This is a genomic window from Ruegeria sp. HKCCA4008 (assembly GCF_013033125.1).
Taxonomy (GTDB): domain Bacteria; phylum Pseudomonadota; class Alphaproteobacteria; order Rhodobacterales; family Rhodobacteraceae; genus Ruegeria.
This window is the reverse complement of sequence record NZ_WQDM01000003.1, coordinates 90,134-104,180: the sequence shown is the minus strand read 5'-3', so window position 1 is coordinate 104,180 and position 14,047 is coordinate 90,134. Positions and strand designations below refer to the sequence as shown.

At 59.5% G+C, this 14,047-nt stretch carries 13 protein-coding genes; 6 read left to right on the top strand and 7 right to left on the bottom strand.

What is annotated here, in order from left to right; translation table 11 throughout:
• The gene (locus tag GOW60_RS08470) at positions 1-1,578 is read right to left on the bottom strand and encodes a capsule biosynthesis protein (protein ID WP_171228966.1); all 1,578 of its coding nucleotides are present in this window, start codon (positions 1,576-1,578) and stop codon (positions 1-3) included.
• A complete protein-coding gene (locus tag GOW60_RS08465; RefSeq protein WP_171228965.1) occupies positions 1,556-2,215 on the bottom strand; it encodes an ABC transporter ATP-binding protein in 660 nt (219 codons plus the stop codon). The genes GOW60_RS08470 and GOW60_RS08465 overlap by 23 nt, the downstream gene beginning before the upstream one ends.
• Before the next feature lie 248 nt (positions 2,216-2,463).
• Here GOW60_RS08465 and GOW60_RS08460 point away from each other — a divergent pair, with 248 nt between their 5' ends.
• Together GOW60_RS08460 and GOW60_RS08455 are read left to right on the top strand one after the other, a co-directional pair.
• Positions 2,464-3,051 (top strand): uracil-DNA glycosylase family protein, encoded by a 588-nt coding sequence (locus tag GOW60_RS08460; RefSeq protein WP_171228964.1) that lies wholly within the window; start codon positions 2,464-2,466, stop codon positions 3,049-3,051.
• Positions 3,044-3,832 carry an SseB family protein gene (locus GOW60_RS08455; protein WP_171228963.1) on the top strand — a complete coding sequence of 263 codons (789 nt, stop codon included), beginning with the start codon at positions 3,044-3,046 and terminating at the stop codon, positions 3,830-3,832. Before GOW60_RS08460 ends, GOW60_RS08455 begins: the two co-directional genes overlap by 8 nt.
• A 60-nt stretch (positions 3,833-3,892) precedes the next feature.
• Here GOW60_RS08455 and yghU read toward each other — a convergent pair whose 3' ends face one another.
• Positions 3,893-4,771 carry a glutathione-dependent disulfide-bond oxidoreductase gene (gene yghU, locus GOW60_RS08450; RefSeq protein WP_171228962.1) on the bottom strand — a complete coding sequence of 293 codons (879 nt, stop codon included), beginning with the start codon at positions 4,769-4,771 and terminating at the stop codon, positions 3,893-3,895.
• 235 nt (positions 4,772-5,006) lie between these two features.
• Here yghU and GOW60_RS08445 point away from each other — a divergent pair, with 235 nt between their 5' ends.
• Complete coding sequence (locus GOW60_RS08445) at positions 5,007-5,525, top strand: YHS domain-containing (seleno)protein (protein ID WP_171228961.1); 519 nt, start codon at positions 5,007-5,009, stop codon at positions 5,523-5,525.
• A 49-nt stretch (positions 5,526-5,574) separates the two neighbouring features.
• Here the strand turns inward: GOW60_RS08445 and GOW60_RS08440 are convergent, their stop codons facing one another.
• Both GOW60_RS08440 and metF read right to left on the bottom strand, forming a co-directional pair.
• On the bottom strand, positions 5,575-6,240 hold the full coding sequence (locus GOW60_RS08440) for a J domain-containing protein (protein WP_171228960.1): 666 nt from the start codon (positions 6,238-6,240) through the stop codon (positions 5,575-5,577).
• Positions 6,241-6,470: 230 nt separating this feature from the next.
• Entirely contained in the window at positions 6,471-7,337 is an 867-nt protein-coding gene (gene metF, locus GOW60_RS08435) for a methylenetetrahydrofolate reductase [NAD(P)H] (protein WP_171228959.1), read from the bottom strand.
• Between the two features lie 94 nt (positions 7,338-7,431).
• Here metF and GOW60_RS08430 point away from each other — a divergent pair, with 94 nt between their 5' ends.
• A complete protein-coding gene (locus GOW60_RS08430; protein WP_171229207.1) occupies positions 7,432-8,337 on the top strand; it encodes a LysR family transcriptional regulator in 906 nt (301 codons plus the stop codon).
• Positions 8,338-8,435: 98 nt separating this feature from the next.
• On the top strand, positions 8,436-9,221 hold the full coding sequence (locus GOW60_RS08425; protein WP_171118687.1) for an inositol monophosphatase family protein: 786 nt from the start codon (positions 8,436-8,438) through the stop codon (positions 9,219-9,221).
• A gap of 18 nt (positions 9,222-9,239) precedes the next feature.
• Here GOW60_RS08425 and GOW60_RS08420 read toward each other — a convergent pair whose 3' ends face one another.
• Together GOW60_RS08420 and putA are read right to left on the bottom strand one after the other, a co-directional pair.
• Positions 9,240-9,983: a rhomboid family intramembrane serine protease gene (locus GOW60_RS08420; protein WP_171228958.1), complete on the bottom strand. Its 744-nt coding sequence runs from the start codon at positions 9,981-9,983 to the stop codon at positions 9,240-9,242.
• A gap of 42 nt (positions 9,984-10,025) precedes the next feature.
• Positions 10,026-13,424 (bottom strand): bifunctional proline dehydrogenase/L-glutamate gamma-semialdehyde dehydrogenase PutA, encoded by a 3,399-nt coding sequence (gene putA, locus GOW60_RS08415; protein ID WP_171228957.1) that lies wholly within the window; start codon positions 13,422-13,424, stop codon positions 10,026-10,028.
• 108 nt (positions 13,425-13,532) lie between these two features.
• Here putA and GOW60_RS08410 point away from each other — a divergent pair, with 108 nt between their 5' ends.
• On the top strand, positions 13,533-14,015 hold the full coding sequence (locus GOW60_RS08410) for an Lrp/AsnC family transcriptional regulator (protein ID WP_152458934.1): 483 nt from the start codon (positions 13,533-13,535) through the stop codon (positions 14,013-14,015).
• Positions 14,016-14,047: the final 32 nt, after the last annotated feature.

Here is a 14,047-nt window from a genome sequence, read left to right as displayed (position 1 = left end):
TTATGAGGATACCTGTTCACGAAGGACCGACGCAGTAAGCGAGATCATCAGGTAGATACCAGCAAACAACAGGAATGCCAAAATCGTATTTTCGAACTTGCGCGGATAACTGGGTTCCTGACTGGGAACGGGGTTGACCGAGACGGTCAGATAGCGCACCTGCCGGTTGGCTTCGGACCGGGTCGCTTCCATTTGCTGCATTGCCGTTTGCAGCATCATGTCGCGCGCCGCAAGGTCCGCCTGCGCGATCTGGATACGCACGCTCAGCCGCGCCAGCGAGTTTTCGCCGTCCGAGGCATCCTGCATCTCGGCATTCAGTTCTCTCAGAACCTTTTCCAGACGGGCGATATCTGCCTTGACGCCATCAACCTTTGCCTTGTTCGGGCGCAGGTTGTCCTGAAGCGCGGCGAGCTCAAGCTCTTTGTCCTGAACCAGTATTTCGATTTCGTTGATGCGGGCACGCAGGCTGGCAATGACGTTTTCGGGGTCAAGAACCGCGCCCTGAAGCTGAAGCTCGATCAACTCTTCCTGAGCCTGCCTGCGCGCTTCCTGCGCCGCTTCGAAACTTTGCAGCGCGTCGCGCATCTGGTCTTCGCGTTTTTTTCCAGACAAGGCGTTCACCCTGTCTTCGGCATAAGAGATCAGGCGTTCGGAAAATTCGGTCGATGTCTGCGCGTCGGGGGCGGCAACCTCCATCCGAATGACCCCTTCGGTCGGGTCATAGCCGATGGTGATCATGCGTTTGAACAGCTTATAGGCGTCTTCAAGCGAGGCGTCCGGCGCCAGTCTTTGAATCGGGTCGATCCATTCTTGCTTGAAGACATCAGAAAACCCGGCATCGCGGTCCAGCAACAGTAAAGCTTCTTTCGACTCCAGAAAGGACTGAACCGAGATCGAATCCTGCGTGGTGGCGAATTGCGTGCCAGCAAGCAGACCGCCGATATTGCCCGGTCCGCCATCCGCTTGCAGAATCAGGAATTCGGAATCGCTGGCATACATCGGCGTGGCGATGCGGTAGAAATAGAAGCCGACAATGAAGGTCGGCAGGAACACAAAGGCCGCCAGACGCGCAAACAGTCCAAACAATTTACGCTTGCGACGGCGGGCGATGTCCTTTTGGATTTGGCTGATTTCATAATTGCGCCGTTCAGCCGGGCTGAGCTCGGGCCCGGGCAGGTTTGTTTTCTCGGCACCCATGGCCTGCGGCAGTTGCACGTTGATCTTGTCCTCGGGTTTGTCACCCTCGTCCGATGGCCTTGCGGCGGCAAGGTCCAGAAGATTGGTGCGCTGGAAGGGGTCGATGCCCTTTTTGCGCAGCAATCGCACCGCGTCATAGTCCGACGTCGCGGCCAGACCGTGTTTCTGCGCCAGACGTCGTGCGATACGCAATTGACGGCCCGTCAGGCCTTCGCGCTTGATGTCATCCAGCTGCGTGCCGGGCTGCGCTTCGCCGGCGGCCTCGGGGCCCTGCGTCGCGTTGCGAATACGCGAGATGGCGTCCGATCGCGCCTCGGCCGAACTTTCCGTCTGGCGTCTGCGGCGCCAGTTGTATTTTCTAACCTTGGGTTTCGTAGTCATAAAGCTGCTTTGCCTCTTCCAAGGAGTCAAACATATACAATTGCCCGTCCAGAAGTACGGCCGCTTTCTGGGCGAATTTCTCCAACACGGACGGGCTGTGCGATACGATCACCAAAGTCGTCGTGCGTAACCTTTCCTTCAGAATCGCCCCTGCCTTTTCGTTGAATTCGACATCTGTTGTCGCCGGCATCCCTTCGTCGATGAGATACATGTCAAAGTCCAGCGCCAGCATCAAAGAAAAGGTGAAACGCGCCCTCATCCCAGAGGAGTAAGTGGCAAGGGGCTGGTCGAAATATTCGCCCAGACCGCAGAGCCATTTGCAATAGGCCTCGATATAGTCGGGGTCCATACCGTAGATCTTGGCGATATAGCGCGCGTTATCAAGCGCTGACAGTTTTCCCGACACGCCACCGGTGAACCCCATGGGAAAAGATACCCGGCATTCGCGACGGACCACGCCTTCGTCGGGTTTCTCCAGGCCGGCCATCATGTTGATCAACGTGGTTTTTCCGGTTCCGTTCGGGGCCAGAACGCCCAGTGAGGTGCCCAGTTCGACCCGAAACGAGACCCGATCCAGAATCACCTTGCGGCGCGTTCCGGTCCAGAAGGATTTGCTGACGTTGTCGAATTCTAGCATTCGGGGTCTGCTGCTCGTTTCGTTTGTGTTGTCGCACTTGCGGGCGGCCAGAAAGGGTATTTTTTACCGGCCCATGTTGGCTACATTATGTCGAATTATGAAACAAATGATCAATGCGGTCCGGTTGCGCGCATGAATGTCTGATTGGGTGCAGCAAAGGCTATCGGTGACTTGGTGCCGCGTCAGGTCGTTATTATCTATTTTGGCAGCCAACAACAGACTGGATGGGCAGGGGCCTTCACGATCAGATGAACGCGTTACGTCAGGAAATCCGCGCCTGCCGCTTGTGTGCCGACAGGTTCGCGCAAACAGAAACCGCACATGAGCCGCGCCCGGTGGTCTGGTTCCGCCCCGGAACACCGATCCTTGTCGCGGGGCAGGCACCGGGCGCCCGTGTGCACGAGTCGGGGCGGCCCTTCACCGACCCGTCCGGCGACAGGCTGCGGCACTGGCTGGGGATTGATGAGACGGTTTTTTACGATCGCGACCGTGTTTCGATCGTACCGATGGCGTTCTGCTTTCCGGGGTATGATGCGCGCAGTGCGGATCTTCCGCCACCTGCGATTTGCCGCAAGACCTGGCACAACCGGGTGATGCAGGACCAGGGGCGCGTGCGGCTGACCGTGTTGGTCGGAGGTCATGCACACAAGTTTCATCTTGGCGCGCGCGGGTCGGTTACGGACACCATCCGCAACTGGCGGGACCATGCGCCGCGGGTCTTTGCCTTGCCTCACCCGTCCTGGCGCAATACGGCATGGTTGAAGAAAAACCCGTGGTTCGAGGCTGAACTGCTGCCTGTTTTGCGTACACGGGTCCAAGAGGTGCTGAATGACTGAATCCACGGCGTTGGACACCGCGCATGCCGCGATGCAGGCGGACCCGACAAGTGATGCCGCCCGTCTGCGTTTCTTTGAACGGCTTGCGGATAGCGAGCTGTTTCTGATGCTGACCGAAGAAGCGCGGGACGAAAATATCTCGCCCGAACTGTTCGATGTGGCTGACGGGCGCTTTGTTCTGGCCTTTGATCGTGAGGACCGGCTGGCGCAGTTTGCCGGGCGGCCCGTGCCTTATGTGGCGCTGTCGGGGCGGGTGCTTTCGGGGATGCTGTCGGGGCAGGGCATCGGGCTTGGTCTGAACCTGGAGACTGCGCCATCTTCCATGCTGGTCCCGGCAGAAGCCCTGGAATGGTTGGCTGAAACGTTGCAGCACAGCCCGCAAGAGGTCGAGGAAGAGCTTGCCGAGTTTTTGCCCCCGGCCGGCCTGCCGCAGGCCCTGCTGTCCGCACTGGATGCGAAACTGGCGACGGCGGGCGGACTTGCCAGTGCGGCCTATCTGGTTGCCACCAAGTCCAAATCGGGCGCGCAGGGCCATCTGTTGGGATTTGTCGATGCCATAGAGGGGGCCGAGCCCGCTTTGGCCAAGGCCGCGTCCGAGGCGCTGACCTTTTCCGGGATCGAGGCAGGCGCGATGGATGTCGGGTTTTTCACCGCAAGCGAGGCCGCCGCCGCGTTGTTGGCCAAGGTGGGCCTTCGGTTTGATCTGCCCCAGCCGCAAATTGCCGAAACGATCCGCGAAGCCCCCGGCAGCAATCCGGACAACCCACCCATTCTGAAATAACCATCCAAACGCAAACACGCGGCGCAAGCTGCACCGCGTGTCGTTGCGCCTGGGATATGTTTATTCCGCCGCCGCTTCCAGCTTGTCCTGCGTGCGGGTTTCGAAATCGCTGGCGTCGTGGCGTTCGTGAAGCTGCGTGTGCGGCTCGCCAAAGGCGCGATTGACCATGCGGCCGCGCTGAACCGCCGGGCGCGCGTCGATAGCCTTGGCCCATCGCATGACGTTCTTGTAGGATTCCACGTCCAGAAACTCTGCGGCGCTGTAAAGACGGCCCAGTACCAGCTGGCCGTACCACGGCCAGATCGCCATGTCGGCAATCGTGTACTCGTCGCCTGCGATATAGGTCTTGTTCGCCAATTCCCGATCCAGAACGTCCAACTGCCGCTTGGTCTCCATGGCGAAACGGTTGATCGGGTATTCCCATTTCTCGGGTGCATAGGCGTAGAAATGCCCGAATCCACCGCCCAGATACGGCGCGCTGCCCATCTGCCAGAACACCCAGTTCATCACCTCGGTCCGCTCGGGGCCGGATGCGGGCAGAAACGCGCCGAACTTTTCAGCCAGATGGAACAGGATCGAGGCGCTTTCAAAAACACGAACAGGTTTGTCGCCCGACCGATCCCAAAGCGCGGGGATTTTCGAGTTCGGGTTGGCCTCGACAAAGCCCGAGCTGAATTGGTCGCCTTCTCCGATGTTGATCAGCCAGGCGTTGTATTCAGCGCCTTCATGACCAAGTGCCAACAGCTCTTCCAACATCACCGTGACTTTCACGCCATTGGGTGTCGCGAGCGAGTAGAGCTGAAGAGGATGCCGTCCGACCGGCAAGTCCTTGTCATGGGTCGCTCCGGCGATCGGCCGGTTGATGTTGGCGAATTGTCCGCCACTTTTACTGTCCCAGGTCCAGACCGCTGGAGGGGTATACGAGGATTGGTCGCTCATCACTTGCCTTTCTTGCCTATGTCAGGGCTGCCATACAGCTAATATTGCAAACCGCCGAGTCCAACCCCACTTAACTGGCGTATTCTGTAACAATCCGCCGCCAAACTCTCACGTTTTCTCGTGTCGGGTCACAGCGGCGTTAGCGGGACTACGCACCGCTTGGGAATCGCATATTGTCCTGTCAGACCTGCCGCAAGGCATCACGGATTTAGTTGACCCGAAAAGGATGAACGACATGAAACGCTTTGCATTGACACTCGCTGCGGCCATAGCTCTGGCGGTTCCGGCTTTTGCCGGCCCTCAATATATCGACGGCACAGGTTTTGCTGTTTCGGGTTATGATGTCGTTGCCTATCGCAGCCTGGATCAGATGCCGGTGGGCCAGTCGCAGCCCGAAGGTGTGCGCGGAAATGCCAACATCACCGCCGAATACAACGGTGCGACCTGGGCTTTTGCTACCGAGGAAAACCGCGACAAATTTCTTGAAAACCCAGCATACTATGCGCCGCAATATGATGGGCACTGCGCTTACGGCGTGTCGCGTGGTGGCAAGGTTCCGGCAAATCCGAACCTGTGGCGGATCGTGGATGACAAGCTGTATCTCAACATCACCGACGTGGTCGTCGGATTTTTCGAGGAAGACATTCCAGGCAATATCAATCTTGCCGAAGGAAACTGGCCCGGTATCGAACCAAGCGACGCTTCTACCAATGTGATCCCGAAATTTACGTCTGAAGGCCCGATCGCAAACTGATCCGGCAACACAAGATCAGGGCCCGGCTGGTTCAGCCGGGCCCAGGCCGTTACCCCGCAAGCCAGAATTGATCCCGAATATCCTGATCGGCATCAAACCTGATCCGCACGCTCTTGGCGCCCGGAAACTTCCGTTCGCGGATCGTATCGGGGATGATGACTTCTCCGGCGCCGGTGTCTTTTGACTGAAAGCTCAGAATTTCAGCCTCGGTGTGGCGCGCGTTGGTCAGGACGGTCGTTGGCAAGGCCACGCGATTTGCCCCATGATGCACGGGCGTGGTGACAAAATAGGTCAGATGCCGCCCGTAACACCCGACCGCGTCGGGAACGTGATCCGAGACACATGCATCAGATCTGTCCTGAACATCCGCTTCATCGTGCATTTGCGGCAACCTCTGGTCGGGATTCAGCATCGCCTTGCAGGCGGCGATATCCTCCAGCGGAAGTTCGATGATGCGCTTTTTCAAGCGGGGTCGGCGCGGTTGCGGAGGGCCGGAACTGGCACCACCTTTTGTAACCAACCCTTCCTTGCGCAGGAAATCATATGCCGCTTTGGCGCGCGAAAAACCGGAACTGTCCCCATCCGTATGATCGGGATGTGAATGGAAGGCGATCTGCCTCCAGGCGTCCCTGATCTCTTGGGAACCGGCGCAGGGACTCAACCCCAGATCCGCCAACGCATCCGCGCGCGCCCGCACTTTATCGACAGGTTCCATACTCAAAACACTCTTTACAAACTACACAGAACCAGTGTGGTCACAGTCATAGTTTTGTCAAATTTCTGGGATGATTTGCCGGGCTGGGGACAACAATCGCGATGCTGAGATTCAATTGTCCCTCAAAGGCGCCGTTTCAGGGGCGGGGTTGTGAAACAGTGCACATCTTCTGAAACGACAAACGCCCGGGCGTAAACGTAACCCGGGCGAATCATTGGGTTTTTTGAAAGTCAGGCGACGTTTTCCAACTCAACGCTCGGTGTAATGCCCAGTGCAAAGCAGACATCGCGCGTCAGTTCGGGACGGTTCAGTGTATAGAAGTGCAGCTTGTCCACGCCGCCTTCGATCAGGTCTGAACACAGCTCTGTGCAGATTGCCGTGGCCAACAGATCCTCACGCCCATCGCGCACCGCCTTTTCAAATGCCTGTTCGACCCACTGGGGAATATGCGTGCCACAGCGCTTGGCGAAGTTGCGAGCACCTGCCCAGTTCTCGATCGGCAGGATGCCCGGCACGATCGGTTTGTCGATGCCGGCCTTGGCGCAAGCATCGCGGAACCGGAAAAAGGTTTCGGCTTCGAAGAAGAACTGTGTCAGCGCTTCGTCTGCGCCTGCGTCCAGCTTAGCCTTCAGCCAGTTCACATCCGCAGCCATGTTTGCGGCCTCGGGGTGGGTGTCGGGATAGGCCCCGACACGAATGCTGAACATTTCGGTTTCGGCCAGTGCCTCGATCAGTTCGACCGAACTGGAAAACCCGTCGGGGTGCGGCACAAACTTGTCCTGACCCTTCGGCGGGTCGCCGCGCAGGGCGACGATGTCCTGCACGCCGGCGCGTGCAAAGGTGTCTGCGATCTCCAGCGTTTCCTGCCGCGAAGCATCGACACAGGTCAGATGAGCGGCCACGTTCAGGCCCGATGACTTGTGAAGGGTCGAAACCGCGTCGCGTGTCAGTTCACGCGTCGTGCCACCAGCGCCGTAGGTGACGGAAACAAAGCGGGGATCCAAAGGGGCCAATGTCTGGACCGTGTCCCAAAGGCGGAAAGAGGCTTCCAGAGTTTTGGGCGGAAAGAACTCGAAGGAAATTTCAGGTTTGGACATCGTGGCCTCACTGGATCAACTGAGCCTCTTGTGCCATGGCAAGCATTGTGAAACAAACTCATATTACTCAACAACAACATGAATGCTGTTTGAAATGCATATTGAATTCCGGCACCTGCGCACCATCAAGGCGATCCATGAATGCGGCGGGCTGGCCCGCGCCGCGGATCAGTTGAACATCACCCAGTCCGCATTGAGCCATCAAATCAAAGGGTTGGAGGATCAGGCCGGGGTCGAGCTGTTTCTGCGCCGCTCCAAACCCATGAAACTGTCGGCTGCCGGTTTGCGCCTGTTGCGATTGGCCGAGCAAATTCTGCCGCAGGTCGAAGCCGCCCAGAATGAATTTTCTTCGCTGCGGGACGGGCGCACGGGGCGGATGCACATAGCCATCGAGTGCCACGCCTGTTTCGAATGGCTGTTTCCGGTGCTCGAATCTTTCAGGAAATCCTGGGGCGACGTGGATGTCGATATCCGCCCCGGTCTGGCCTTCGACGCGCTTCCGGCCTTGCAGAAAGAAGAGGTCGATCTGGTGGTCTCGTCCGATCCCGAAGACCTGCCGGGCGTCGAATTTGTCGAACTTTTCGATTATAACGCGGTGTTTGTGGCCGCTTCGACCCATCCCCTGGCCAAGAAAGATTATATCGAGGCCGAGGATTTTCGCGGCCAGACCCTGATCACCTATCCGGTGGAACGCACGCGTCTGGATGTGTTCAGCCAGCTGTTGATCCCGGCGCGGGTTGAGCCTGCAACGATCCGGCAGGTGGAACTGACAGCCGTCATCCTGCTGCTGGTCGCATCGAACCGGGGCATTTCAGTGCTGCCGGATTGGGTCGTGCGCGAGGTCAAATACAACTCGGACTACGTTACCCGACCCTTGACGAAAGAGGGCATTACACGGCGTCTCTACGCCGCGGTCCGGTCGGAAGATCTGGAGAAACCCTATGTGCAGGAACTGGTGAAACTGGCCCGGGAAGAAGCGCGCAAGCTGCAATCCCAGTAACGGCGTTTCCTGCGGGTCTGTTATGCGCATCATTCCTCTTGGCAAGGGCGCATTGCGGCAGTATACGCGCGGTTTGACCGGACAGGAGCCTTTTGACAATGGTTGGCAGCGCAAATCTCAACATCATGATCAAGGCCGCGCGCAAGGCGGGGCGTTCTTTGGTCAAGGATTTCCGTGAAGTCGAGAATCTGCAGGTGTCGATGAAAGGCGCCGGTGATTTCGTCTCGAAGGCCGACATCGCCGCCGAAGCCATCCTGAAAGAAGAGCTGCTGGGCGCACGGCCGACCTATGGCTGGCTGGCCGAAGAGGGCGGTTCCATCGATGGCGAGGATCCGACCCGCCGCTGGATCGTCGACCCGCTGGACGGCACCACCAATTTCCTGCACGGCCTGCCGCATTGGGCGATTTCCATAGCCTTGGAACACAAGGGCAAGATCGTTGCCGGCGTGATCTATGACGCCGCCAAGGACGAGATGTTCTTTGCTGAAAAAGGTGAGGGCGCCTGGATGAACGACACCCGTATTCGCGTGTCGGGTCGTCATCGCATGATTGAATCGGTCTTCGCGACCGGTCTGCCCTTTGGTGGCCGCTCGGACCTGCCTGCGACTTTGCAGGATCTGGCGCGCCTGATGCCCGCCTGCGCCGGTGTCCGTCGTTGGGGCGCCGCCGCGCTGGACATGGCATATGTGGCCGCGGGCCGGTACGAAGGCTTCTGGGAGCGCCGCCTGAATGCGTGGGATCTGGCCGCCGGTGTGATCATCGTCAAAGAGGCTGGCGGTTTCGTGCAGGCGCTGAACCCTGAAGGCAACGTGCTGGAAGATGGTGAAGTGATCTGTTCAAACGAACCGATCTTCGATCAGTTCGCAAAGGTGATCCGGGGCTAGGCGCCCTTTGAACCGGCTTTAGCGGCGCGGAACGCGCGGAATGCGGGATTGTGACAACTTGTACTTCGCCTCCGGGTGGGGCGGGTGTCCATGGGTGCGATCCCAGAACTGAATTCCGCCGCGTCTCAGCCACAGCGGTATGCACAGGAACAGGCCAACGGCAAACCCTCCGGTATGGGCCCAATAGGCGATGCCGCCTTCGTCCGGATTGCTGGTGACGCTGCCAAAGAACTGTATCGCCAGCCAGACGCCCAGCATGATGAAGGCGGGAATGGTAAATACCCTGAAATAGACGATCAGGATCAGCAGGATATCCACCCGTGCTTTCGGGAACAGCAACAGATAACCGCCCATCACGCCCGCAATCGCGCCCGAGGCCCCAACAGTGGGAACTTGGGACTCGGGCCCGGTGATGACGTGAATCAGGCCCGCGCCGATTCCGGCCGCCATGTAAAACAGCAGGAAGGGCAGATGGCCCATCTCGTCTTCCAGATTGTCACCGAAGATCCAGAGAAACAGCATGTTGCCGGCCAAGTGCATCCACCCCCCGTGCAGGAACATGGATGTCACGAGGGTTTCCAGCCCGAACCCGTCGCTGACCCGCGCCGGAATAATGGCGTAGTCGAAGAACAGCCTGCCGATCCGTGGCCCATCATCCATGATCCCCGCATAGCTGAGGAAGATCAGGATATTGGCCGCCAGCAAGGCATAGACAACATAAGGTGTGCGCCCCGAGGGGTTATGGTCGCGGATCGGAAACATGCCTTGACGCTGGGCTTTTGTGCGTCCAGCGTCAAGGCAAGCTTATGCCGCACCTCCCAACAAAGCGGCGTTTCCGCCCGCCGCGGTCGTGTCCACGCAGACATGGCGTTCACCCAGAACACGCGCGCGGTCGGGCTTGCCGGGTATAAGCGGCAGAATCGGGCCGTCGCGGCGCGCCAGATGCTGTTCGATCTGCCGCGCTGTTTCGTCATCTCCCCACCACAACACGCCCGAAATGCCGGTCAGGTTTTCCAACCGGTGCAGGTCAAGCATCCCGGTCGCCTGAATGGCCGTGCCACCCAGCGCAGATACAGCATCGGCCTGCGCACGCGCTGCGGCCTCTCCGGGTCCCAAGCACAGAAGAGGCGGACGGGGATACTCGCTCAGGCGGTTTGATTCACCGGTCGGGCCGGGCAGGGACCGGGTTTTGACCTGCGCAGGTTGACCTTGTGCCGCAGGCAGATCAGCCACGGCGCCCCAGGTATCCGCCGTGCTTTGACGGTCGGGAGCGCAGAACCGGATCATGTAGTTCGGTCCGCCCGCCTTGGGGCCAGTGCCTGACAATCCTTCGCCACCAAAGGGCTGAGACCCGACGATGGCGCCGATCTGGTTGCGGTTCACATAGATGTTGCCCGCATGGATCGCCTCGGTCACATGCTGCACGCGGTCGTCGATGCGGGTGTGCAGGCCGAAGGTCAGGCCGTATCCGGTGGCGTTGATATCGGCGATGATCTTGTCGATTTCTTGCGATTTGAACCGGGCGACGTGCAGCACCGGGCCGAACACCTCGCGTTCCAGCGCGGCGATGCCGGGGATCTCGATCAGTGTCGGAGCAACAAAGATGCCTTCGGGCGGCAACGGAAGCTCTTTCAGCACCCGCCCTTCGTGGCGCGCTTTGGTCACATGCTCGGCGATGCCCTGACGGGCCTGTTCGTCGATCACCGGTCCGCAATCCGTCGACAAAAGCCAGGGGTCGCCGACCGACAGCGCATCCATCGCCCCTTTGAGCATGGTCAGAACGTCATCGGCGATGTCTTCCTGCAAATATAGGCAGCGCAGGGCGGAACAGCGCTGGCCCGCCGACTGAAAGGCGCTTTCGATGATCGATTGCACGGCTTGTTCGGGAAGGGCGGTGCTGTCGACGATCATTGCATTCAGACCGCCGGTTTCCGCAATCAGCGGCGTACCGGGGCGCATGGATCCGGCCATCGCCGCACGGATTTTCAGCGCGGTGGCTGTTGACCCTGTGAAGGCCACGCCCGAGACGCGCGGATCCGACGTCAGCGCCGCACCCACGGCGGGCCCACCTGGCAACAGTTGCAGCACATCGCGTGGTACCCCCGCCTTGTGCATAAGCTGAATGGCACGATGTGCGATCAGGGGCGTCTGGGGCGCAGGCTTGGCCAGAACCGCGTTTCCGGTTGCCAGCGCGGCAGAGATCTGCCCAGAGAAAATCGCCAGCGGGAAGTTCCACGGGCTGATGCAGGTGAAAATCCCCGCGGGTTCGGCATCGGGGATGTTTGCCGCATAGTAACGCAGGAAATCCACCGCCTCGCGCAGTTCGGCCACCGCATCGGGCAGCGACTTCCCAGCCTCACGCGCCAGCAGCGCAAACAACTCGCCATAATGGGCTTCGTAAAGATCGGCTGCGGCATTGAGGATGCGGGCGCGTTCGGCAGCGGGGGCATCCCAGGGGTTGGCCGAGGCCAATGCCATTTCCACATCCGCCGCGCTGGCTGGGGCCACCGCGCCGGGCTTGTCCTGAGGCCGTGCCGGATTGATCACCGGCTCATCCGCATCGGGTTTGGCCGCATCGGCCAGCAAGGGTTGCGCATACCAATGATGGGCGCGGAACTGATCCCGTGCCGCATCAATCTGATCCAGGGTTGGTGTGTGATGCAGGTCAAAACCCTTGGAATTCGGTCTTTCAGGCTGGAACAATTCCGGCCCGGTCGGCAGTGCGGGCGGAGGGGTCCGGACCGCAACAAACGGATCGGCAGCGACCACTTCCGGTGGCACATCCTCGTCCACAATCTGGTTGACGAAGGACGAATTCGCACCGTTCTCCAACAAGCGCCGAACCAGATAAGCCAGCAAGTCGCGATGCGCCCCCACCGGTGCATAGATGCGGCACCGGGTGTTCTGCTTGTCCATCACGATCTGATGCAAGGTCTCGCCCATGCCGTGCAGGCGCTGAAACTCGAACGGTTGATCCTTGGCCATGTGAAGGATGGCGCTGACCGTGTGCGCGTTGTGCGTGGCAAATTGCGGATAGATCCGATCGGTCAGGCCCAGCAGTTTGCGTGCATTGGCGATATAGGAGACGTCGGTTGCCGCCTTGTGCGTGAAGACGGGAAAGCCATCCACCCCCTCGACCTGCGCGCGTTTGATCTCGGTATCCCAATAGGCGCCTTTGACCAATCGCACCATAATCCGGCGATCGTGACGTTCGGCCATCCCATACAGCGTATCCAGGACCAGGCCAGCGCGCGGGCCATAGGCCTGAACCACGATGCCAAAACCGTGCCAACCGGCAAGGGCCGGGTCGGACATCACCGCCTCTATCACCTGCAACGACAGCGACAGGCGATCCGCCTCTTCTGCATCGACGTTCAGGCCCATTCCGGCCGCCTTGGCCAGCAGGGCCAGCGCCCGCAGTCGCGGCACCAGCTCGTCAATCACACGCTGTTCCTGTGCCAGCTCATAACGGGGATGCAGGGCGGACAGTTTTACCGAAATGCCCGGGTTGGCGCGGATGTCGTCATGGGTGCAGGCCTCGGCAATGGCCGAGATGGCGCGGGAATAGGACAGGTGATAGCGCGCCGCGTCCGCTTCGGTTCGGGCCGCTTCGCCCAGCATGTCGTAGGAATAGGTATAGCCTTTCTCCTCCATCCCGCGTGCGCGGTCCATGGCGGACTGAATGGTTTCCCCCAGAACGAACTGCCGGCCCATCTCTTTCATCGCGCGTGCCACGGCAGTGCGGATCACCGGCTCGCCCAGCCGCTTGATCGCACCGCGCAGCGCCCCGACCGGAGACGCCTTGCCCTCGTCCAGCACCTTTCCGGTCAACATCAGCGCCCATGTCGAGGCGTTCACCAGCGAGGACGAGGATTGACCCAGATGCTTGCCCCAATCGGAGGGCGCGATCTTGTCTTCGATCAGCGCGTCAATTGTGTCGGCATCCGGCACACGCAGCAACGCCTCGGCCAGACACATCAGGGCGATGCCTTCGTCGGTGGACAGGCCATATTCGGCCAGAAACACCTCCATCAAACCCGGAGAGGTGCTGGAGCGGATATCGCGCACAAGCTGCGCAGCCGCGGCGCCGATGGCGTTGCGATCCGTGTCCGTCAGGCTGGCCTGAGAGATCAGTGTCTCAAGAACTGCCGACTGATCGGCATAGGTGGAAGTATCGATGAGGGTGCGCAGGCTGTGTGACATATGTCCTCCGGTCTTTGTGGTAATATAATGCGGAAAAATCAGGACAACGGACTGATTTTGATATAATTGAAGGAGAATGATCTGAATTTTTGGCAACAGACAGTTCAAATGAGTTTTCCTGATCTTGATCGGTTTGACCGGTCGATTCTAAGAATTCTGGCCGAGGACGGCCGTATCTCGGTGGCCGATCTTGCGCGCGAGATCGGGCTGTCGAAATCTCCGACGCAGGCGCGTCTCAAACGGCTTGAGGCGAGCGGAGTGATCACGGGCTATCGGGCGATGCTGGATCCGATCCGGCTGGGCCTGGATCATGTCGCGTTTGTCGAGGTGCGTTTGACCGATACCCGCGAAAAGGCGCTGGCCGAGTTCAACGCAGCCGTCCGCAAAACCGCCGAGGTCGAGCAGGCGCATATGATCGCGTCCAATTTTGACTATCTTCTGAAAGTGCGCACGGCCACGATGTCGGAATACCGCCGTGTATTGGCCGAGAAGATCTCGTCTCTGCCGCATGTCGCCAATACCTCAACTTTTGTTGCGATGGAGGCCGTGAAGGAAACCGGTATGCTGGGCGGTTTTGAACATCAGCCTTGACGCGGTGGAATTATGGCCCACCCTTGTTTCGT